The sequence below is a fragment of the Anaeromyxobacter diazotrophicus genome (assembly GCF_013340205.1).
GTDB lineage: Bacteria > Myxococcota > Myxococcia > Myxococcales > Anaeromyxobacteraceae > Anaeromyxobacter_A > Anaeromyxobacter_A diazotrophicus.
On the sequence record NZ_BJTG01000002.1, the window covers coordinates 178,025 to 197,611 of the forward strand.

Sequence of the window (19,587 nt, forward strand, 5' to 3'; positions counted from 1 at the left end):
GCTCCGGCCGTGGCTCCAGCGCAGCCGTGTTTACGCTCTCGGTGCAGGATAGCGTCGAACACGCGCGCGCGCGGGCAGAATCGGCGGCGGCGCTCCGGCGGCCGGGGCGGGGCGGGAGCCCGCAGGCTCAGCCGCGCGGCTTCCCCTCGACGTAGCCCCCCGTCGTCTGGACCCCGATCACGGCCTTGCGGTGCAGCTCAGGCAGCGTGGTGGCGCCGGCGTAGGTCAGCGCCGACTGCACGCCCGTGATCACGTCGACGAGGATGGAGCCGACGCTCTCGCGCCCCTCGCGCATGTAGATGCGCGAGGTGGAGATGCCCTCCCGGAAGAACCCCTTCTTGGCGCGCTCGAAGGCGTCCAGGCCGGCGGTGCGATCGCTCACCGCGCGCGCGCTCGCCATGCCGTAGTTCTCCTTGTAGGGGCGCCCGTCGCGGTCCTCCTTCACGTCGCCCGGGCTCTCGTAGGTGCCGGAGAGCGCGGTGCCGATCATGACCCGCGACGCGCCGGCCGCCAGGTAGAGCGCCACGTCGCGCGGGTCGCGGACGCCGCCGTCTGCCCACACGTGCCGCCCGCGGGCGTGCGCCTCCCGGGCGCAGGCCAGCACCGAGCTGAACGTCGGCCGGCCTGCGCCGGTCTGCATGCGGGTGGTGCACATGGCGCCCGGGCCGACGTTCACCTTCACCACGTCGGCGCCCGCCTCGAGCAGGTCGCGCGTCCCCTCGGGGGTGCAGACGTTCCCCGCCACGAGCGGCACCGCGGTCCCGACCGCCCGGCGGACCTCGCGGATGGCCTCGATCATCCGGCGCTGGTGCCCGTGCGCGGTGTCGAGCACGAGCGCCGAGGCGCCGAGCTCGACCAGCCGCGCCGCGGAGGCGGCCGCGGCGGCCGAGATCCCCACCGCCGCCGCCACCATCAGCCGGCCGCGCGGGTCGAGCGCCGGCTCGAGCAGCTCGAGCCGCACCGCGTCGTCGCGGGTGAGCACGCCCACCAGGCGGCCCTCCGCGTCGACGACCGGGGCCGCCTTCACGCGCAGGTCCTCCATCCGCAGGAACGCCTCGCGGTTCGGCGTGCCCGCCGTGACGGCGACCAGGCGGGAGGACATGAAGGATCCGACCGGCGAGTACTGGTCCCGGTCGCGGAGGTCGGCGTGGGTCACGATGCCGAGCGGGCGCCGCTCCTCGTCCACCACCACCACCATGTCGTGCGAGCGCTTGCGGATGATGCCCTGGACGTCGCGCAGCGTGGCGCGCGGCGAGACCGAGAGCGGGGTGTCGTAGCGCGGGTCGGCCGCCTGGATGTGCTCGATGATGCGGGCGGCGGTCGCGAGGTCCATGTCCTGCGGCAGGACCCCCAGGCCGCCCAGCCGCGCCATGGTCTCCGCCATGCGCTTGCCGGTGACCGCGTTCATGTTGGCCGAGACGATGGGGTGCGCGCCGCCGGGGAAGTCGACGGGGCGCAGGTCGACGTCGAGCCGGGAGCTGCCGTCGAAGTAGCCGGGGACGAGGAAGACGTCGTCGAGCGAGAGCTCGAGCGCTTCCTCGCGCTCAGGGTGCAGGAATCGCATGCGGTGGGCCTCCGGCTTCACCGTGCAGCGCCGGCCGGGGGCGCGCAACAGGTTTCGCGCCCCGGCGCGGCCCGCCGCCGCGTTCCGGCTGCGGAGGCGCGCCGAGACGAGGCGAGCCGGGCTGCCCGCGCTGGGAGCAGCCCGGCTCGCGGAGCGCCGCGGCCCTACGGCGCGGCGGTCGCGGAGGCGCTCGTCACGACGAACGCCGCCGCGGTGGCCTGGCCCGAGGTGACCGTCACCGTCACGGGGACCGGCGGAGCGGTGGTGAACGTGACCCCGGCCGGCGCGGTGAAGGTGAGCGTGTAGGTGCCGGGGAAGAGGTACTTGTAGCTGACGCCGTAGGCGCCCGTGCTCGTGGCGGTGAGCGGGAGCGTCGTGCCGTCGCCCCCGGCGCTGGGCGTGAGCACGGCGCTGAAGCTGGCGAGGGTGGTGGGGGCCGGCAGCGTCACGCCCTGCCCGAGCGCCAGCGTGACGTCGACGCCGCCGCTCAGCTCGAGCTCGGTCGCGCGGCAGACCGGGTGCATCACCCACGCGCCCGAGGCGCCGGCGTCCTGCCCGAAGCTCTGCGACACGTCGAAGTCGACCAGCAGCACCTTGGAGCCCGTGCCGACCGAGACCGAGCCGCCGGGCAGGTCCACCTTGAGGCCGGACTGCGCGTAGCTCGGCATCCGGAGCGTGCCGCCGACCACCGCGCCGGGCGGCAGGCCCTCGTAGGTGGCGGACGAGGCGTAGATGACGCCGTTCACCTCGACGTAGCCGCCGGTGATGACGAAGCGCAGCTGCGAGTAGGAGCCGACCGGCACCACCGCGCCGTCCACGAGCTTCGCGGTGTCGTTCGCCAGCGTCAGCAGGTCGGTGGTGGTCTTCTGGGTCGTGAGCACCGTGTCGCCGCCCGAGCCGACCAGGTCGATCTCGGAGATGGTGACGACGGCCTTCGAGAAGCCGGCCGGGGCGTCCTTCAGGAGCAGCGAGACGGATCCGGTCTGACCGCCGCCGCAGGCCGCGCCGAGCAGCGCGAGCGAGGCGGTGACCAGCGTGCGAGAGAGTTTCACGGGAGATCCTTTCGTGGTGCGCGCGGGGTCCGTCCCCGTCCCGCGGCCACGGTGCAACCGGCGTTCCCGGCGCCCGGACCGCGGAGGGACGGCCAGGCGCGGGCCTGGCGGGCTCTCTCCTGTACGATCCGGGACACCCGGTGTACCGGATCGGCCACGGGATCCCGCTCCGGTGCGGGTCGCGACCCCGCCGGGAGCGCGTGCGGGTCGCGCGCGCTCCCGGGCCGGGCTAGATCGGCCGCGCGCCGGCGGGCAGGGCCGCTCCGGCGCCACGCGAGGGGCGCCATGGCCAGGATGCGCGCGGTCCAGGTGGCGAAGGCGGGGGGCGCGCTCGAGCTGGTCGAGCGCGAGGTGCCGGCGCCCGGGCCGGGGCAGGTGCGCCTCCGCGTGGAGGCGTGCGGCGTCTGCCACAGCGACGCGATGGTCAAGGGGGGCGCCTTCCCCGGCCTCACCCTGCCGCGGGTGCCGGGGCACGAGATCGCCGGGGTGGTCGACGCCGTCGGCCCGCAGGTGACCGCGTGGAAGCCGGGGGACCGCGCCGGCGTGGGGTGGCACGGGGGCCACTGCTTCCAGTGCGCCGCCTGCCGCCACGGGTGGTTCATCAACTGCGAGCGGGCGCGGATCACCGGGATCAGCTTCGACGGCGGCTACGCCGAGTACGCCGTGGCGCCGCAGGAGGCGCTGGCGCGGATGCCGGACGAGCTCGGCGCGGTCGAGGCGGCGCCGCTCCTGTGCGCCGGGATCACGACCTTCAACGCGCTCCGGAACAGCGGGGCGCGGGCGGGCGACACCGTCGCCGTGCAGGGGATCGGCGGGCTCGGCCACCTCGCCCTCCAGTACGCCGCGCGCATGGGCTTCCGGACCGTCGCGCTCTCGCACGGCGCGGACAAGGAGGCGCTGGCGCGCCAGCTCGGCGCCCACGCCTACGTCGACACCCAGCGGACCTCCGCCGCCGAGGGTCTCGCGCGGCTGGGCGGCGCCGACCTGGTGCTCGCCACCGCGCCCCACGCCGAGGCCATCGCGGCCACCGTCGCCGGGCTCAAGCCGCGCGGCAAGCTGCTCGTGGTGGCGGCGCCGTTCGAACCGCTGCAGGTCTCCGCCTTCGCGCTCCTCAGCGGGAAGACCGTCGCCGGCTGGCCGAGCGGCAGCGCCATCGACTCCGAGGAGACGCTGGCGTTCAGCGCGCTCACCGGGGTGAGGCCCCGGGTCGAGCGCTTCCCGCTGGAGCAGGCCGAGGAGGCGCTCGCGAAGATGCTCCAGAACCGGGTCCGGTTCCGGGCGGTCCTCACGCCCTGAGCCGCGGTCCGCGGCTCAGAGCGCGGCGCCCGCGGGCGCGCGCGCCGCCAGCATCTCCAGCACGAGATCGCGGAACGCCGTCACCTTGGGTGCGACGTGCTTCGCCGCCGGGGTGACGAGGAACAGGCTCCCCGCCGCGCGCTCGTAGCGCGGGACGACCCGCACCAGCTGGCCCGCCACCAGGTCGGGCTCCGCCACGAAGGTCGGGAGGAGCCCCACGCCGGCGCCTGCCCGCACCGCGTCGCGCACGAACAGGAGGTCGTCGCAGACGATGCGCGCGGCCCGGCCGGGCGCCGGGCGGGGCGCCGTGACCCGCAGCTGCTGGGGCCCGCCGCGGAAGACCACCCACTCGTGCGCGTCGAGGTCCGCCTCCGAGCGCGGGGTGCCGCGCCGGGCGAGGTAGAGCGGCGAGGCGTAGAGGCGCAGCAGGATGGGCGCGGCGCGCCGCACCACCAGCGTCGAGTCGGTGAGCTTGGGCGCGACGCGCAGCGCGACGTCGAACCCCTCGCCCACGAGGTCCACCACCCGGCCGGTGAGGTGCAGGTCGAGCGACACCGCCGGGTGGCGCGCGGTGTAGCGCGTCGCCACCGCGGCCAGGAACAGCACGCCGAGGTCCACCGGCGCCGTCACCCGGAGCGTGCCCGACGGCGCCTCCTCGCGCTCGGGCACCTCCCCCAGCACCGCCTTCACCGAGCGGAGCAGCGGCGTGACCCGGTCGTAGAGCGCCGTGCCGGCGGCCGAGAGCGAGACCTGGCGCGTGGTCCGGAACAGCAGCTGGACGCCCAGCTCGTTCTCGAGCCTGGCCACGCCCCGGCTGGCGGAGGACTTCGGCATGCCGAGCTCCCGCGCGGCGGCCGAGAAGCTCGAGGTGCGAGCCACCGCCTCGAAGATGGTGAGCAGGTTGAGATCCATCGTTCCTCCTGTGGAACGGAGATGTGCGCGAGCGATGATTGCGCGAACGGTGCAACGGAAGCAAGCTCCAGGGCGTCAGGGGCCCGGCGCGCTCGCCGGGCCGGTGCCCCAGCCGACTCCCGGCTCTCTCCACGAAAGGAACCGCCATGAAGAAGCTCCTCGCCTCGCTCCTCGCCCTCTCCCCGGCCCTCGCGCTGGCCGCGACCTCCCACTGGAGCGTCGACCCCTCGCACTCGCAGGTCGGCTTCGCGGTGAAGCACCTCGTCATCTCCAACGTCCGCGGCGAGTTCACGAAGTACCAGGGGCAGGTCGCCCTGGACGAGGCCGACGTGGCGAAGTCCACCGTCGAGGCCTCGATCGACGTGAGCAGCATCTCCACCAAGAACGCCGACCGGGACGCGCACCTCAAGTCGCCCGACTTCTTCGACGCCGCCAGGTACCCGGCGATGACCTTCAAGTCCACGAAGGTGCGGAAGGCCGGGCCGGACAAGCTCGAGGTGACGGGCGACCTCACCCTCCACGGCGTGACGAGGCCGGTCGTGCTCGACGTCGCCACCACGCCCGAGGTGAAGGGCATGTACGGCGAGACGCGCCGCGGGTTCGCCGCCACGACCAAGATCAGCCGCAAGGAGTTCGGCCTCACCTGGAACAAGGCGGTCGAGGCCGGCCCGGCGGTGGGCGACGAGGTCGCCATCGCCCTCGACCTCGAGGCGGTGAAGGACCAGCCGAAGACCGCCGCCAAGTAGACCCTTCGCCGCGGGCCCGAGCGGGCCGGCTCCCAGCGCGGGGGCCGGCCCTTTCGCGCGCCCGGCTCAGCGGTTCCGGCCGTAGGCCTCGTGCGCGGAGACCCACTCCAGCGACGAGATGGCGGCCGCCAGCGAGATCTCCCCGGCGAGCACCACCCCGGCCACGATCTCGGCGAGCTTCTCCACCTTCCCCTGGCCGAAGCAGCCCAGCACCTCCAGGCACTCGCGCTGGGTGGGGAGCCCGGTCCCCCCGCCGTGGGTCGCCACGATGAGCGAGGGGATGGTGATCGAGAGGTAGAGGTCCTTCTCCGGGGTGAGCTCGCAGTAGACGATGCCGGCCGAACCCTCGGCCACGTTGGCGACGTCCTGGCCGGTCGCGATGAAGAGCGCGGTGAGGGCGTTGGGCGAGTGGAGCCCGTTGTTGTTGGCGCCGGACAGGAAGGCCCCCACGTTCGCGACCCCCCAGTGGTAGGCCAGGCTCTCCGGGTCGACCCGCGTCACCTCGAGCAGCACCGAGCGCTTCACGACGCACTCGGCGGTGACGCGCTTGCCCCGGGTGCGCATGAGGTTCACCTGGGAGGCCTTCTTGTCCGTGGCCAGGTTCGACTCAAGGTAGAACCGGCGCACCGCCGGGTGGTGCTCCAGGATCCAGCTGCAGGCGGCGAAGGTGGCCCGCCCCACCAGGTTCTGCCCGGCGGCGTCGCCGGTGGTGAAGTCGAACCGCAGGTAGGCGAACTTGCTCGCCAGGTACTGCTCGATCTGCTGCAGCTTGCCCACCCGGGTGGTGGCCTCCGCCTCCCGCCGCAGGTCCTCGAGGTGGTCGTCCACCCAGCCGCAGAACGCGCGCGCCTCGCGGGCGGAGTCGAAGACGAACACCGGCGCGCGCTGCATGTGATCCGCCTGGATGGTGCAGGTGACGCCGCCCGAGAGGTTCAGCACCTTCATGCCGCGGTTGTACGAGGCGACCAGCGTCCCCTCGGTGGTGGCGAGCGGGATGACGAACTCGCCCTGCGCGTGCTCGCCGTTCACCCGCAGCGGCCCGGCGAAGCCGAGCGGGACCTGCGCCACGCCGGTGAAGTTCTCGATGTGGCCGCGACCGAGCTGCGGCGGGAACGAGGCCCGGGCGACGTGGTCCAGGTGGACGCCGGTCACGCGCTCGACGAACCGCAGCCGCTCGGCGACGACGGCCGGGGTGTAGTTGTCCTCCCGGTCGCACGGGACGGAGGGCAGCGTCTCGCGCGGCTGCGCGACGCGATCGCGTGCCTTCACGACCAGCGCGCCGAGCCCCTCGACCTCGAGGCCGACCTCGATTTCGAGCGGGCCCTCCGGCGCGCGCCGGCCGGGCGAGCGGACGCGCGCCACGCGGCGCAGCGGGAAGTCCTCGGGGGTCCGCGGCGTGACCTCGGTCGCCGGGCGCCAGCGTCCGTCCCCGAGCTCGAGCTGGAGGTCGTCGGGGCCGAGCGCGACCTCGCCCACCTTCGCGCCCAGGACGCGCGTGATCCGCACGTCCTTCAGGCGGTTCGCGAGCTCGAAGTGCAGCCCGTCGGCGGCGTTGCGGAGCGAGCCGGCGGTGTAGAGCTGGCGCAGCAACATCTGTGGGATGAACATGGCGCGCTCCCGGGCAGGCGCGACCTGCACTTCGAGTGGAGCACGTCGCGCCGGGGCGTTCACGCGGCCTGGCGGGCCGTGCGCCGTCGCCGCTGGCTCGCGCCGTCGCCTCCCGGGTCACGCGCGGGGCGTCGCCGGGGGCGGGAGCTGTGCCGCCGGGGCGCGCCGGGCGCTCCTCGGCCGGAGCACCACCCCCAGCAGGAGCCCGCCGGCGAAGCCGCCGAGGTGGGCGGCGTTGTCCACGAAGGGGACCATGAGACCGAGGCCCAGGTTGAGGCCCGCCACGGTGAGGATCTCGCGCATCATGGCGCGCCGGGACGACGGATCGAGCCGCCTGCGCTCGCGCACCGCGAACCCGAGCAGCACGCCGAGCAGCGCGAACAGGCCGGCCGACGCGCCGAGCGACGGCTGGCGGACGAAGGCGGTGCTGGCGGCGAACCCGAGCGCGCCGCCCAGCAGGAACACCAGCAGGAAGCGGACGCGCCCGTACAGCCGCTCGACGGTGGGGCCGATGGCGTAGAGCGCGTACGCGTTCACCCCCACGTGCAGGAGCCCGCCGTGCAGGAAGCTCGCCGTGAAGAGCCGCCACCACTCACCCGCCCGCACCCGCGCGTCCACCTTGGCGAAGCGCTGGACGAGCTCGGGGTGGACGAGCGAGGCGAGGAAGGCGGCGGCCAGCGCGGCCAGGAGCCCGCTCGTCGCGGGTGCCGCGCGCAGGCGGGCCAGGCGGGGCTCCGGGGGCGGCGGCGCTTCGGCGTCGGGGGGCACGACCTCAGCATAGCGGGGCGGCGGCGCCCGGTCGGGCCGGATCGGGCGCGGCCCCGGCGCCCGCGCTATGGCCCGGCGGATGGCCGCCGCCCGCAAGCGCGAGGTGCTCGAGCTCGAGGGGCGCGAGGTCGCCATCTCCAACCCGGACAAGCTGTACTTCCCGGCCGCCGGGATCACCAAGCTCGAGCTCGTCCGCTACTACCTCGCGGTGAAGGAGGGGGCGCTGCGCGGCGTGCGCGATCGGCCGATGGCGCTCAAGCGGTACGTGGACGGCGCGGAGGGCGAGGCCTTCTTCCAGAAGCGCGCCCCCGCGTCGCGCCCGCCTTGGGTGGACGTCGTCGAGCTGCGCTTCCCCTCGGGCCGCAGCGCCCAGGAGATCGTCGTGCGCGACGCCGCCCAGCTCGCGTGGGTGGTCAACCTCGGCTGCATCGACCTGCACCCGCACCCCGTCCGCGCCGGCGACCTCGACCACCCCGACGAGCTGCGCGTCGACCTCGACCCGGTGCCGGGCGTGCCGTGGAGCCAGGTGCGGGAGGTGGCCCTCCTCGCGCGCGAGGTGCTGGCCGAGCACGGCCTCACCGGCTGGCCCAAGACGAGCGGCTCGCGCGGCATGCACGTCTACGCCCGGCTCCTGCCGCGCTGGACCTACCAGGAGGTCCGGGCGGCGGCGCTCGCCCTGGCGCGCGAGGTGGAGCGGCGCGCGCCGGCGCTCGCCACCAGCAAGTGGTGGAAGGAGGAGCGGCACGGCGTCTTCCTCGACTACAACCAGAACGCGAAGGACCGGACCGTCGCCTCCGCGTACGCGGTGCGGCCAACCCCCGACGCGCGCGTCTCGACCCCGCTCTCCTGGGACGAGGTGCCGGGTTGCGACCCGGCGGCGTTCACCTTGCGCACGGTGCCGGCTCGGCTGGCGGAGCGCGGCGACCCCGGCGCGGGCATCGACGCGGCGCCGGGCTCGCTCGAGCCGCTCCTGGCGCTCGCGGCGCGGCAGCGCGCGGACGGGCAGGGCGACGCCCCGTGGCCGCCGCACTACGCCAAGGGGGAGGGGGAGCCGCCGCGCGCGCCGCCCTCGCGGCGGAAGATCCGCGACAGCTCGTAGGGGGGCGTCACCTCGAGCTGGTCGTAGCGGCAGCTCGCGGGCGCGCGGTCGGGCCGCCAACGCACGAACCGCGTGGCGTGCCGGAAGCGGTCGCCCTGCAGGTGGTCGTAGGCCACCTCGCAGGCGCGCTCGACGCGCAGCGGCTCCCACGACAGGTCCTTCCCGCGGTTCCAGCGGCTCGACGCGCCCGGCATGCGCGGCGCGCCGGCGTCCCCCGCCTCCGCCTCCGCCCAGTCGCGCCACGGGTGGCCCTGGAGCGCGCCCTCGCGCAGGGGCGCGAGCTCGGCGGCGAGCTCCCGGCGGCGCGCGGCGGTGAAGCTGCTGCAGATCCCGGCGTGGTGGAGCCGGCCCGCGTCGTCGTAGAGCCCGAGCAGGAGCGAGCCCACCTCCGTGCCCCGCCCGCCCTTGTGCCAGCGGAAGCCGCCCACCGCGCAGTCGGCGGTGCGGGCGTGCTTCACCTTCACCATGGTGCGCTGGCCCGAGCGGTAGGGCGAGGCGAGCTCCTTCGCGACCACCCCGTCGAGCCCGGCCCCCTCGAACCGCGCGAACCAGTCCTCGGCCGCCGCGCGATCCCGCGTGGCCGGGGTCAGGTGGACCGGAGGCGCCGCCGCCGCCAGCGCCCGCTCGAGCAGCGCGCGGCGGTCGGCGAGCGGGGCGCCGCGCAGGTCGCGGTCGCCCAGCGCGAGCAGGTCGAAGGCGACGAAGCTGGCCGGGCGCTCCGCGGCGAGGAGCTGCACGCGCGAGGCAGCCGGATGGATGCGGAGGAGCAGCGCCTCGAAGTCGAGCCCGGCCGCGCCCGCGACGACGATCTCGCCGTCGACGACGCACCGCTCCGGCAGGTGCGCGCGGAGCGGCGCCTCCAGCTCCGGGAAGTACCGGCCGAGCGGCTTCAGCTCGCGCGACTGGACGAGGAGCTCCCCGCCGGCGCGGAACACGAGCGCCCGGAAGCCGTCCCACTTCGGCTCGTAGAGCCAGCCGTCGCCCTCCGGCAGCGCCTGCGACGGCTTGGCCAGCATCGGCTCGACGGGCGGCGGGATGGGGAAAGGCATGCCAGGGACCTAGCCGGCCTGCGGCGCGGCATCACGCCCCGGCCGGAACGGCGGCGCGGCGCCGGCGCTCCATCCCACCCGGGCCCGCGACGCGGCGCGCGCAGCGGGAGAACATGGCGGCGAGGTGCCGCATGCGCGAGCCGCTCGGTCCCGTCGACGCCGCTTGGTTCCACCTCGATCGGCCGGAGAACACCGCGGACGTGGTGGCGCTCCTCGCCTTCCGCCGCCTCCCGCGCTTCGATCGGCTGCGCGCGCTCGTCGAGGAGCGGCTGGTGACGTGCCCGCGCTTCCGCCAGCGCGTCGCCGCCGGGCGCGGGCTCGGCGCGAGCGCCTGGGAGGAGGACCCGGACTTCGATCTCGATCGGCACCTGGTGCGGCTGCACGTCGCGGGGCCTGGCGCCCTGGCGGCGCGTCTCTCCGCCCTCGCCAGCGCCCGGCTCGACCCCGCGCACCCCCTCTGGCGCGTGGAGGCGGTGGAGGCGCCGGGGGAGGCCGCCCTCCTCGTGAAGCTCCACCACTGCATCGGCGACGGCTTCGCGCTGGTGAGCCTGCTCCTGTCCCTGGCCGACGAGCCGCCCGCGGCGCACGGAGCGGCTCACGCCGCCCCCGGCTGGCTCCGGCTCGCGCCGTGGCTCGACCCGGCGCACGCGCTCGGACCGGCGCTGCGCCGGCCGGGCGGCGCGGTGGCGCTCGCGGCCCAGGCGGCGGGCCTCGCGGCCGCGCTCCTGCGCATGGCGGCGCTCCGGCGCCCCCGGGCCGCCTGGCAGCGGCCGCTCACCGGCGTGCGCCGCGTCGCGTGGTCGGCGGGCGCTCCGCTGCGGGAGGTGCGGCGGGCGGCGCGCGCGCAGGGCGCCACCGTGAACGACCTCCTCGTGGCGGCGCTCTCGGGCGCGGTGCGCCGCGAGATGGCGCGCGCGGGCGAGCTCGGCCGGGACCCGGTGCGCGCGCTCGTGCCGGTGAACCTGAGGCCCGGGCCACCCGACGCGCGCGGCGGCGAGCTCGGGAACCGCTTCGGGCTCGTCTACCTGGACCTGCCGGTCGCGGAGCCGCGCCGCGCCGGGCGGCTCGCCGCCGTCCGGGCGCGGATGGCCGAGCTGAAGGGCCGCCCGGACGCGCTGGCCACGCTCGGCGCGCTCGCGCTCATGGGGATGGCGCGCTCGCTCGGACGCCCCGCCACCGCGTTCTTCTCGCGCAAGGCGTCGCTGGTCGTGACGAACGTACCCGGGCCGCGGACGCGCCTGCACCTGGCCGGCCGCGCCCTCGAGCACGCGATGTTCTGGGTGCCGCACCCGGCGACGCTGGGGGTGGGGGTGAGCATCCTCACCTACGCCGGCGAGGTGCGCATCGGGGTTCGAGCCGACCAGGCGGTGCTGCCGCGGCCCGAGCGGCTCGTCGCGGCGTTCGAGCGCGAGCTGGCGGCGCTCGTCGCCGCCGCGCGTCCGCGCCGGGCGGGGGTCTCGCGGCGCGGCGGGACCGGGAGGACGGCGGCCGGATTCGGCCCCGGGCCGCTCGCGCCTCGACCGGCTCCGGCCAGCGCGCCGTGACCGCGCTGGCCGCCGGGGATCCGGCTACGGCTGGCGCTTGCGCGCCTGCTCGATGTCCTTCTCCAGCGCGTCGAGCTTCGCGTCGGGCGGCGGGGCGGCGGGCGGGGCGGCCTCGCCGGCGTTCGGCTTGCCGGTCAGGTGCGCCTCGCCGGGCCGGAGCTCCGGGGAGAGCGTGGCCGCCACCTCCCGCGCGCCGGCGCCGAGCACCAGCGCCACCTTCCGGGCGATCGCGTAGGCCGCGAGGCCCAGGGTGATCGCCGGCAGCGTGAGCACGAACAGGCTGCCGAGGGCCGGCGCGGCCGCGACGACCGCGATCACCGGGAGGTGGATCCAGTGCCGGTCCGGGCCACCGGGGAGCGCCTCACCGTCGCGCTCCACGGTGGCGAATTCGAACTGGCGGCCGTCGATGTAGTACCCGCGCTTGACCGCGGTTCCGCCGGGGAAGCTGGCCATGGTGGCGACGACCTCTACCGGGTGGCGAGACGGACGTAGGACAGGAACGCGGCGCCGAGGATTGCGAGCGGGAGGGCGAGGATCATGACGTTCTCCTGTGGATGGCCACCCTGCGTGGCCGGACGCCTCTTCTCCATTCCAAGGACCGGGCCAGGTTCGAGCGCTCGTGCCGCCTCCGCGCGCCGGCGAGAAGGCCCCGCCGCCACTGATGTTTTGGGGATGTCGAGAAACGCCGCGCTGCCGCGTGCGGCGCGGCACCGTCGAGAACTTCTCCGCCCTCATCGGGTGGAAGAGGCGCTCCGGACGCTCAACAGCCTGTCCTGATGGCCGGATCCGCGGAGGCGCCCAGGGCGCCGCATTTCTCGACGGAGCGCTGAGCTCCTCGACGGCGGGCGGCCCGGCTCGCACCGGAGCTCGCGGCCCGGGGAACTCCGGCTCGGACCGGAGCCCGTGGCGCGATGGAAACAACTCGGCAACGTCGCGTCTCCGAGTGAAACATCGCGTTTCTAGCGCTGAGACGAGACGTCGCGACGGCGGCGCCCGCGATCGGTGCAACTCCTCAGGATTGCAGGTGATCGCTGTGGGCACGACGCCTGCAAACCCGTGTGTGACGGGATCCGCGAGAGGCGTCCAAGGGGCGCTCCGAGCGGATCGAAGAGTCAGCGAAGGACAACCGGGTGCGGGCACCAGCCGCTTCACGGTGCGCGTCGTCGCATCACCACCCGTCACACGCCGATGAAGGGGTCACGTATGCGTAGACTTGTCGCAGCACTCACGACGTGCCTGGCGGTGGTGAGCCTGGCGCTCCCCGCGTTCGCCCGCGCCGAAACGCAGGACCAGAAGGAGCAGCAGGAGAAGATCGACAAGCTGGCGAAGGAGCTCGAGGCGCTGAAGAAGGAGGTCAAGCGGACCGAGGACAAGTCCCTCGGCCGCTGGCTCACCATCGGCGGCGACTACCGGTTCCGGATCGACTCGCTGCACGGCGAGGTGCCGAACTACTTCCAGTACCTCGGTCCCACGGCGATGCCGGCGGCCGTGCCCGGCTACAAGCCGACGAACGACACGCTCATGACCAACCGCTTCGGCCTCAACATGAAGGCCAAGGCGACCCAGGACGTGACCATCTCGTCGCGCCTGCTCATGTACAAGACGTTCGGCATGCAGACGGCGCAGGCCACGAACGCCGGCTTCTTCGCCGACCGCTCCTCGGTCCTGGACGGCACCGTCGGCCACATCCCGCTCGACAACACCCTGCGGGTGGATCAGGTCTACGCCACCTGGAACAACATCGCCGGCCAGCCGATCTGGTTCTCGGTCGGGCGCCGCCCGTCCACCGGCGGGTCGCCCACCCACCTCCGGCAGGACAACGACCGCCCCGGCAGCGCGGGCGTCCCCGGGCTCCTCGTCGACTACGCCTTCGACGGCGCCACCCTCGGGTTCGCGCCCGAGATCGACGCGCTCCCCGGCGCGTTCGGGAAGCTCTGCGCCGGCCGCGGCTTCGAGGCCGGGTACGACGTCTCGCCCCAGACCGGGGGCACCAAGAGCCTCCTCAAGGACACCGACATGCTCGGCGTCTCGCTCGTCCCGGTCGACATCGATCCGATCCGCGTCGACCTTCAGTGGAACCGCGGGTTCAACATCTTCGACAACCCGAACAACGTCGGGGCCCAGCTCGGCGACATCGACTGGTTCGGCGCCGGCGTGCTCAGCACGCTCAAGGAGGTGGGCCCGGGCAACCTGACGATGTTCGCCAGCGGCGGCCTGAGCATCACGCACCCGAACGGCAACCACGCGCTGCTCGCCGGCCTCAACTCTCCGGACTCCGGCGCCGGCCTGCTCGTGAACGGCCCCGACAAGAGCTCGAACACCGGCTACTCGGTCTACGCCGGCCTCCGCTACGACCTACCGTCCGGCACCAAGATCGGCGGCGAGTACAACCACGGCTCGGAGTTCTGGATCCCGTTCGTCCCGGCCGCCGACGACATGTGGACGAGCAAGCTCGGCACCCGCGGCAACGTCTACGAGGTCTACCTGATCCAGGAGCTGCCGCTGGCCGCGATCGCGTCCTTCACGAGCAAGACCTTCTTCCGGCTGGGCTACCAGTACTACGACTTCACCTACACCGGCAGCAACAACTGGGTCGGCGCTCCGGTGAAGATCTCCGACCTGTCGGCCAGCCCGATGAACGCCCAGATGTTCGCGCCGCTCAAGTCCGCGCACGACATCTACGCGACGTTCGAGGTGAAGCTGTAGGCGGGCGACGGATCGCCCGGGGCGCAGCACAGGTGAACCAGCAGCACGCGGTCCCAAGGGGTTCCACATGAAGAGAGCAGCCGCAATCATGCTCGCCGTCGTAGGGTTGGCGACGAGCAGCCTGGCGCTCGGCGGCGTCGCCTACGCCGACGAGATCAAGATGGTCGGGGTCATCACCCACATCGAGATCTCGGGCAAGGACGCCAAGACCGCCACCGCCACGCTGAAGGACAACAAGTCCGAGAAGCAGGTGGACATCACCGTCAACGACAGCCTCACCCTCGACAAGTTCAAGGATCACCGCATCGTCGAGGGCGACGAGATCAAGTGCCGGTACGAGGTCAAGGGCGGCAAGAACGTCAGCGCGTACTTCCGCAAGACCGCGGGCTGCTAGCGCAGGAGCCCACCGCGTCGACCCTGATCGCCCCCTCTCCGGGGTCGCGGTCAGGGCCGAACGCGTTTCGCGGGGGTCAGCGCGCGCCGCGCGAGCTGGGCGGCAGCCCGGCCAGCGCCCGCAGCGCCTCGACGAACCCGGCGCCGATCCGGTCGAGCGCGTAGCCGCCCTCGAGCACCGTGACGACGCGGCCGCGCGCCTGCGGCGGCAGCCGGTCGAGGAGGTCCGTGACGAGCCCGTGCAGGTCCCGGGGGACGAGCGCGAAGCCGCCCTCCGGGTCGCCGGCGAGCACGTCCAGCCCGAGCGACAGGATGACGAGCTCGGGCGAGAACTCGGCGAGGGCCTCGTCGAGCGCGGCCGCCCAGCGGGCGCGGTACGCCCCGCCGTCGGCCCCGCGCGGCAGCGGGATGTTGCGCGTCTTCCCGAGCCCCGCCCCCGCGCCCCGCTCGCCGGCGGCGCCGGTCCACGGGTAGTCGGGGCTGAGGTGGAGCGAGAGGAAGTAGACGCTCGGATCCTCGTAGAAGATGTCCTGCGTCCCGTTCCCGTGGTGCGCGTCGGCGTCGGCGACGAGCACGCGGCGCACCCGCCCCGAGGCGACCAGCCGCCGGGCGGCGACCGCGGCGTTGTCGAAGAGACAGAAGCCCATCGCGCGGTCGGCGCTGGCGTGGTGCCCGGGCGGCCGGGCCAGGGCGAAGGCGCGCCGCGGGCGCCCGTCGGCCACCCGCTCGGCGGCGGCGATGGCGCAGCCGGCCGCCGCCAGCGCCGCCTCCCACGAGCCGGCCGAGACGGGCGTGTCCTCCTCGAGCCAGACCCGCCCGCCCGTCCGCGCCGCCTCCGCCGCCGCGCTCCGCACCCGCTCCACGTGCGCGGCCCCGTGGACGCGCAGCAGGTCCTGCTCGCTGGCGGGCGCGGCCCGCTCCTCGACCACCGTCCCGGACAGCTCGCGATCCGCCGCCAGCGCCGCCTCGAGCGCCAGGAGCCGCGCCGCGCTCTCGGGGTGCTCGGGGCCGGTATCGTGCCGGATGCAGGCGGGATTCGAGGTGATCAGGACCGGCTCGGGCACGCGCGAGATAGGCCCCCAAAGGTGGCTCGGCGTCAAGGGCCCGCATGGCGGCCCGGCCTGGCGCACGCTATGGGCCCCGCGGGGCGCTCGAACCGATCCGGTCGCGGCGGGCTCTCCCATCATCGTGACCCTCGACCCCTGGATCATCGCCGCGGCGGCCGCGGCGCTCGCCCTCGTCCTCGGCCGCCGCGCGCTGGGAGGAAGACGCTTGTCACCCGACGACATTCGCCAGCGGATCGCCGCCGGCGCGGTGGTGGTGGACGTGCGCTCGCCGGACGAGTTCCGGGGCGGCGCCTACCCCGGCGCGCTCAACATCCCGCTGCACGAGCTGAGCGGCCGGCTGGGCGAGATCCCGAGGCAGCGCCCGGTCGTCCTCTACTGCGCCTCGGGAGCGCGCAGCGGCGTGGCCGCCATGCTGCTCCGGCGGGCGGGCTATGCCGAGGTGGTGAACGCCGGCGGCCTCCACGACATGCCCAGGTAGCCGGCGTCGCGGACCCTGCCCGGCCGGACGGGCCGCGACCGTCCTCTCGGCGTGACGCGCGCGGGCGCCGGCGTGCGCATCCTTGCGCCATGAGAGCGACGAGCTACGAGGGTCCTTACCGCATCGCGGTGAAGGACAAGCCTGACCCTCGCATCGAGCACCCGCAGGACGCGATCCTGCGCGTCACCTGCGCCGGGATCTGCGGGTCCGATCTGCACCTGCTGCACGGCCGCGTGCCCGACACGCGCATCGGGTCGACCTTCGGACACGAGATCGTCGGGGTGGTGGAGGAGGTCGGGCCGGAGGTGACCGCCGTCTCGCGCGGCGACCGGCTGGTCGTGCCGTTCAACATCTCCTGCGGGGCCTGCTACTTCTGCTCGCGCGGGCTCACCGCCTGCTGCGAGAACACCAACCCCTCGTCGGACGTCGCCTGCGGCGTGTACGGGTACTCGCACACGACGGGCGGCTACGACGGTGGCCAGGCCGAGTACGTGCGCGTCCCCTTCGCCGACGTCGACCCGATGAAGCTGCCCGACGGGCTGAGCGACCTGCAGGCGGTCCCGCTCGCCGACGCTTACCCGACCGGCTACCAGGGCGCGGAGATGTGCGGCCTCGAGGGAGGTGAGACCGTGGTCGTCTTCGGCGCCGGGCCGGTCGGGCTGTACGCCATGCGCTCGGCCTGGCTGCTCGGGGCGGGGCGCGTCATCGCGGTGGACAAGGTCGGGTACCGGCTCGACTTCGCGCGCCGCTGGGCGGGGGCGGAGGCGATCGACTTCGAGGACGCCGACGTCATCACCGCCATCAAGGACCTGACGGACGGGCGCGGCGCCGACGCGACCATCGAGGCGGTCGGGTGCGAGGCGGCCGGTTCACCCATGCAGCGGGCGATCGGCGTCTACGTCAAGGGCGTCGCGGGCTCCGCGACCGCGCTCAACTGGTGCTTCCACGCGACGAAGAAGGGCGGGACGGTGTCGGTGCTGGGCGTCTTCGGCCCGCCCATGGCGCTCGTGGACTTCGGCACGGCGATGAACAAGTGCCAGACCATCCGCACGGGGCAGTGCAGCGTGAAGCGCTACCTGCCGCAGCTCCTCGAGCACGTCCAGGCCGGCCGCATGCCGGTCGAGGAGCTCATCACGCACCGCTACCCGCTGGAGGAGGCGTCGCGCGCCTACCACACGTTCGCGCAGAAGGAGGACGGCTGCGTGAAGGCCGTGCTGCTGCCGGGCACGGGCACCGTGCACTGAGGATCGCCATGGAAGAGCTGACGCCTTCGAATCCGCAGCACCCGCTCGCAGGAGAGCGCGCCCGGCAGCCGATCCCGGGCGCCGGCATCGACCTCGACCCGGCCCGGCGGCCAGGGGTCCCCAGGCTGCACGCGCCCCGGCCGCTCCCGAACGCGCACGGCCCGCCGACCCGGCAAGAGAGCCAGGTGACCGTCTTCATGCACGGCCGGCCGCACAAGGACTTCCCGCCGGTGTTCGGGACGGCCGTGCCCCCGAGCGGCCTCTCGGGCCTCCTCCGGCGGGCCGCCTATCGCTACCCGGACCACTGGATGCGCCACTGGACGGTGCTGCTCTTCGCCGACCGGGTGGACGCCTGGGAGCACCGCCTGCGCCGGTCGCTGCCGGTGGTCCTCCCGGCGCTGCTGGTGATCGGGGCGGGCGCCGCCTGGAAGGCGCTCTCGCGGCGAGCCGCCTGGGCTGGCTGACGGCCGCTTTGCGCCGGGCCGGCGGTTCGTGCCATGTTCCGCGCCCGCATGGCCGCCCACGACCGCAGCGCCCGGCTCGCGCCGGAGGAGCTCGAGCGGACGCTCGACGTCCTCGCCCGCGTCGCGGCCGATCGCACCCTGCTCGCCGAGCTGCCGGCCGACGCGCGGGTGGCGCTGCAGCGGCTGGCGGGCGAGGTGGCGCGCCCCGATCTCAAGGCGCGGAAGAAGCTGCAGAAGGCGCTGCTGCGCCGGGAGAAGGCCGGCCGGAAGTCCTCCGACGCGGCCCTGCGCCGGGCCACCGGCATCCAGCGGCTGCGGAGCGCGGCGGTGTTCCCGACCCCGCTCCCGCCGGCCCCGGCCGGCGTCACCGCCCAGGACGCCGAGGCCCCGGCGAGCCCCGCGCTGAACGCGCCCCGCAAGTGCTACGTCTGCAAGGCCGCCTACCGCGCGCTGCACCCGTTCTACGACCAGCTCTGCCCGGCCTGCGGCGACGCGAGCTTCGCGCGCCGGAGCGCCACCGCCGACCTGCGCGGCCGCGTCGCGCTCGTCACCGGGGCGCGGGTCAAGATCGGCTACCAGGCGGCCATCCTGCTGCTCCGCGCCGGCTGCGCCGTGGTGGCCTGCACCCGCTTCCCGCGCGACGCGGCGGCGCGCTACGCCCGCGAGCCCGACTTCGAGGCCTGGCGGGACCGCCTCACCATCCACGGCGTCGACCTGCGGCACACGCCCAGCGTCGAGCGCCTCTGCCACCACCTCGACCGGTCCCTGCCGCGGCTCGACTTCCAGCTCCACAACGCCTGCCAGACCGTGCGGCGGCCGCCCGGGTTCTACGCCCACCTGGTCGAGCGCGAGCAGCTCGCGCCGTCGGCGGTCCCGGCGCGCGAGCGAGCGCTCCTCGCCGACTACGAGGCGCTCCGCGCCGGCCTCGGGCGCGGGTCCCCCGGCGTGGCGAGCCCGGCGCTCCTGTCCCAGGCGGCGAGCGCGGCCGACCTCCTGCTGGAAGGGCAGGGCGGGGTCGAGATCTTCCCCCGCGGCGTGCTCGACCAGGACCTGCAACAGGTCGATCTGCGCGCCCACAACTCGTGGCGGCTGGCGCTGCACGAGGTCCCGACGCTGGAGCTGCTGGAGGTGCTGCTGGTCAACGCCACCGCGCCCTTCGTCATGACGGCCCGGCTCAAGCCCCTCATGCTGCGCCAGCGGCAGGCGCCGCCCGGCACCGCCACCAGCGGCGACCCCGCCAAGCACGTGGTGCTCGTGTCGGCGATGGAGGGGCAGTTCTACCGGGCCCACAAGACGGACCGGCACCCGCACACGAACATGGCCAAGGCCGCGCTCAACATGATCGTGCGGACGAGCGCGCCGGACTACGCCCGAGACGGCATCCACCTCAACGCGGTCGACACCGGCTGGGTGACCGACGAGGACCCGGTCCACCTGGCGGCGCGAAAGGCCGAGGAGCACGCCTTCTCGCCGCCCCTCGACGTGGTGGACGGCGCCGCGCGCATCGTGGCGCCCATCCTCGAGGGGTTCCGCACCGGCCAGCACCCGGCCGGCCTCTTCTTCAAGGACTACCAGCCAGCGCCGTGGTGACGCGGCC

General features: G+C 74.6%; 18 protein-coding genes. 10 read left to right on the plus strand and 8 right to left on the minus strand.

What is annotated here, in order from left to right; all coding sequences use genetic code 11:
• Positions 1-127 precede the first annotated feature (127 nt).
• Together HWY08_RS03760 and HWY08_RS03765 are read right to left on the minus strand one after the other, a co-directional pair.
• A complete protein-coding gene (locus HWY08_RS03760; protein ID WP_176063092.1) occupies positions 128-1,564 on the minus strand; it encodes a GuaB1 family IMP dehydrogenase-related protein in 1,437 nt (478 codons plus the stop codon).
• Between the two features lie 164 nt (positions 1,565-1,728).
• Positions 1,729-2,616, minus strand: a complete 888-nt coding sequence (locus HWY08_RS03765) for a DUF4382 domain-containing protein (RefSeq protein WP_176063094.1) — start codon at positions 2,614-2,616, stop codon at positions 1,729-1,731.
• 285 nt (positions 2,617-2,901) lie between these two features.
• Here HWY08_RS03765 and HWY08_RS03770 point away from each other — a divergent pair, with 285 nt between their 5' ends.
• The gene (locus HWY08_RS03770; protein ID WP_176063097.1) at positions 2,902-3,912 is read left to right on the plus strand and encodes an alcohol dehydrogenase; all 1,011 of its coding nucleotides are present in this window, start codon (positions 2,902-2,904) and stop codon (positions 3,910-3,912) included.
• A gap of 15 nt (positions 3,913-3,927) precedes the next feature.
• Here HWY08_RS03770 and HWY08_RS03775 read toward each other — a convergent pair whose 3' ends face one another.
• Positions 3,928-4,824, minus strand: coding sequence for a LysR family transcriptional regulator (locus HWY08_RS03775; protein ID WP_176063099.1), 897 nt, complete (start codon positions 4,822-4,824; stop codon positions 3,928-3,930).
• A gap of 146 nt (positions 4,825-4,970) precedes the next feature.
• On the opposite strand from HWY08_RS03775, the gene HWY08_RS03780 reads away from it, so the two are divergent.
• Positions 4,971-5,570, plus strand: a complete 600-nt coding sequence (locus tag HWY08_RS03780) for a YceI family protein (RefSeq protein ID WP_176063101.1) — start codon at positions 4,971-4,973, stop codon at positions 5,568-5,570.
• 66 nt (positions 5,571-5,636) lie between these two features.
• Here the strand turns inward: HWY08_RS03780 and HWY08_RS03785 are convergent, their stop codons facing one another.
• Positions 5,637-7,178: a hydroxymethylglutaryl-CoA reductase gene (locus HWY08_RS03785; protein WP_176063103.1), complete on the minus strand. Its 1,542-nt coding sequence runs from the start codon at positions 7,176-7,178 to the stop codon at positions 5,637-5,639.
• Positions 7,179-7,295: 117 nt separating this feature from the next.
• Positions 7,296-7,946 (minus strand): rhomboid family intramembrane serine protease, encoded by a 651-nt coding sequence (locus tag HWY08_RS03790; RefSeq protein ID WP_176063105.1) that lies wholly within the window; start codon positions 7,944-7,946, stop codon positions 7,296-7,298.
• A gap of 79 nt (positions 7,947-8,025) precedes the next feature.
• Here HWY08_RS03790 and ligD point away from each other — a divergent pair, with 79 nt between their 5' ends.
• The gene (gene ligD, locus HWY08_RS03795; RefSeq protein ID WP_209005113.1) at positions 8,026-9,045 is read left to right on the plus strand and encodes a non-homologous end-joining DNA ligase; all 1,020 of its coding nucleotides are present in this window, start codon (positions 8,026-8,028) and stop codon (positions 9,043-9,045) included.
• Here ligD and HWY08_RS03800 read toward each other — a convergent pair.
• Positions 8,976-10,094, minus strand: coding sequence for an ATP-dependent DNA ligase (locus HWY08_RS03800; protein ID WP_176063109.1), 1,119 nt, complete (start codon positions 10,092-10,094; stop codon positions 8,976-8,978). The genes ligD and HWY08_RS03800 overlap by 70 nt on opposite strands.
• Before the next feature lie 131 nt (positions 10,095-10,225).
• Between HWY08_RS03800 and HWY08_RS03805 the strand changes: the two genes are divergently transcribed.
• On the plus strand, positions 10,226-11,638 hold the full coding sequence (locus tag HWY08_RS03805) for a wax ester/triacylglycerol synthase domain-containing protein (RefSeq protein ID WP_176063111.1): 1,413 nt from the start codon (positions 10,226-10,228) through the stop codon (positions 11,636-11,638).
• Positions 11,639-11,662: 24 nt separating this feature from the next.
• Here the strand turns inward: HWY08_RS03805 and HWY08_RS03810 are convergent, their stop codons facing one another.
• The gene (locus tag HWY08_RS03810) at positions 11,663-12,091 is read right to left on the minus strand and encodes a hypothetical protein (RefSeq protein WP_176063113.1); all 429 of its coding nucleotides are present in this window, start codon (positions 12,089-12,091) and stop codon (positions 11,663-11,665) included.
• Positions 12,092-12,841: 750 nt separating this feature from the next.
• Here HWY08_RS03810 and HWY08_RS03815 point away from each other — a divergent pair.
• Positions 12,842-14,344, plus strand: coding sequence for a DUF3373 domain-containing protein (locus tag HWY08_RS03815; RefSeq protein WP_176063115.1), 1,503 nt, complete (start codon positions 12,842-12,844; stop codon positions 14,342-14,344).
• A gap of 88 nt (positions 14,345-14,432) precedes the next feature.
• Positions 14,433-14,738: a hypothetical protein gene (locus HWY08_RS03820; RefSeq protein WP_235969440.1), complete on the plus strand. Its 306-nt coding sequence runs from the start codon at positions 14,433-14,435 to the stop codon at positions 14,736-14,738.
• Between the two features lie 76 nt (positions 14,739-14,814).
• Here HWY08_RS03820 and HWY08_RS03825 read toward each other — a convergent pair whose 3' ends face one another.
• Positions 14,815-15,801 carry a histone deacetylase family protein gene (locus tag HWY08_RS03825; protein ID WP_176063118.1) on the minus strand — a complete coding sequence of 329 codons (987 nt, stop codon included), beginning with the start codon at positions 15,799-15,801 and terminating at the stop codon, positions 14,815-14,817.
• 124 nt (positions 15,802-15,925) lie between these two features.
• On the opposite strand from HWY08_RS03825, the gene HWY08_RS03830 reads away from it, so the two are divergent.
• The 4 genes from HWY08_RS03830 to HWY08_RS03845 all read left to right on the plus strand — a co-directional run bounded on the left by HWY08_RS03830 (position 15,926) and on the right by HWY08_RS03845 (position 19,580).
• Positions 15,926-16,282 carry a rhodanese-like domain-containing protein gene (locus HWY08_RS03830; protein ID WP_235969441.1) on the plus strand — a complete coding sequence of 119 codons (357 nt, stop codon included), beginning with the start codon at positions 15,926-15,928 and terminating at the stop codon, positions 16,280-16,282.
• 89 nt (positions 16,283-16,371) lie between these two features.
• Complete coding sequence (locus HWY08_RS03835; protein WP_176063119.1) at positions 16,372-17,526, plus strand: zinc-dependent alcohol dehydrogenase; 1,155 nt, start codon at positions 16,372-16,374, stop codon at positions 17,524-17,526.
• Between the two features lie 8 nt (positions 17,527-17,534).
• Positions 17,535-17,990 (plus strand): hypothetical protein, encoded by a 456-nt coding sequence (locus HWY08_RS03840; protein WP_176063121.1) that lies wholly within the window; start codon positions 17,535-17,537, stop codon positions 17,988-17,990.
• 48 nt (positions 17,991-18,038) lie between these two features.
• Positions 18,039-19,580, plus strand: a complete 1,542-nt coding sequence (locus HWY08_RS03845; protein ID WP_176063123.1) for an SDR family NAD(P)-dependent oxidoreductase — start codon at positions 18,039-18,041, stop codon at positions 19,578-19,580.
• Positions 19,581-19,587 lie beyond the last annotated feature (7 nt).

What these genes read in the sequence shown, in the direction of transcription:
- HWY08_RS03775 (WP_176063099.1), bottom strand. Translation starts at nt 4,824, where the DNA reads ATGGATCTCAACCTGCTCACCATCTTCGAGGCGGTGGCTCGCACCTCG.
- HWY08_RS03840 (WP_176063121.1), top strand. Translation starts at nt 17,535, where the DNA reads ATGGAAGAGCTGACGCCTTCGAATCCGCAGCACCCGCTCGCAGGAGAG.
- HWY08_RS03845 (WP_176063123.1), top strand. Translation starts at nt 18,039, where the DNA reads ATGGCCGCCCACGACCGCAGCGCCCGGCTCGCGCCGGAGGAGCTCGAG.
- HWY08_RS03805 (WP_176063111.1), top strand. Translation starts at nt 10,226, where the DNA reads ATGCGCGAGCCGCTCGGTCCCGTCGACGCCGCTTGGTTCCACCTCGAT.
- HWY08_RS03800 (WP_176063109.1), bottom strand. Translation starts at nt 10,094, where the DNA reads ATGCCTTTCCCCATCCCGCCGCCCGTCGAGCCGATGCTGGCCAAGCCG.
- HWY08_RS03820 (WP_235969440.1), top strand. Translation starts at nt 14,433, where the DNA reads ATGCTCGCCGTCGTAGGGTTGGCGACGAGCAGCCTGGCGCTCGGCGGC.
- HWY08_RS03780 (WP_176063101.1), top strand. Translation starts at nt 4,971, where the DNA reads ATGAAGAAGCTCCTCGCCTCGCTCCTCGCCCTCTCCCCGGCCCTCGCG.
- ligD (WP_209005113.1), top strand. Translation starts at nt 8,026, where the DNA reads ATGGCCGCCGCCCGCAAGCGCGAGGTGCTCGAGCTCGAGGGGCGCGAG.
- HWY08_RS03810 (WP_176063113.1), bottom strand. Translation starts at nt 12,091, where the DNA reads ATGGCCAGCTTCCCCGGCGGAACCGCGGTCAAGCGCGGGTACTACATC.
- HWY08_RS03815 (WP_176063115.1), top strand. Translation starts at nt 12,842, where the DNA reads ATGCGTAGACTTGTCGCAGCACTCACGACGTGCCTGGCGGTGGTGAGC.
- HWY08_RS03835 (WP_176063119.1), top strand. Translation starts at nt 16,372, where the DNA reads ATGAGAGCGACGAGCTACGAGGGTCCTTACCGCATCGCGGTGAAGGAC.
- HWY08_RS03760 (WP_176063092.1), bottom strand. Translation starts at nt 1,564, where the DNA reads ATGCGATTCCTGCACCCTGAGCGCGAGGAAGCGCTCGAGCTCTCGCTC.
- HWY08_RS03785 (WP_176063103.1), bottom strand. Translation starts at nt 7,178, where the DNA reads ATGTTCATCCCACAGATGTTGCTGCGCCAGCTCTACACCGCCGGCTCG.
- HWY08_RS03770 (WP_176063097.1), top strand. Translation starts at nt 2,902, where the DNA reads ATGGCCAGGATGCGCGCGGTCCAGGTGGCGAAGGCGGGGGGCGCGCTC.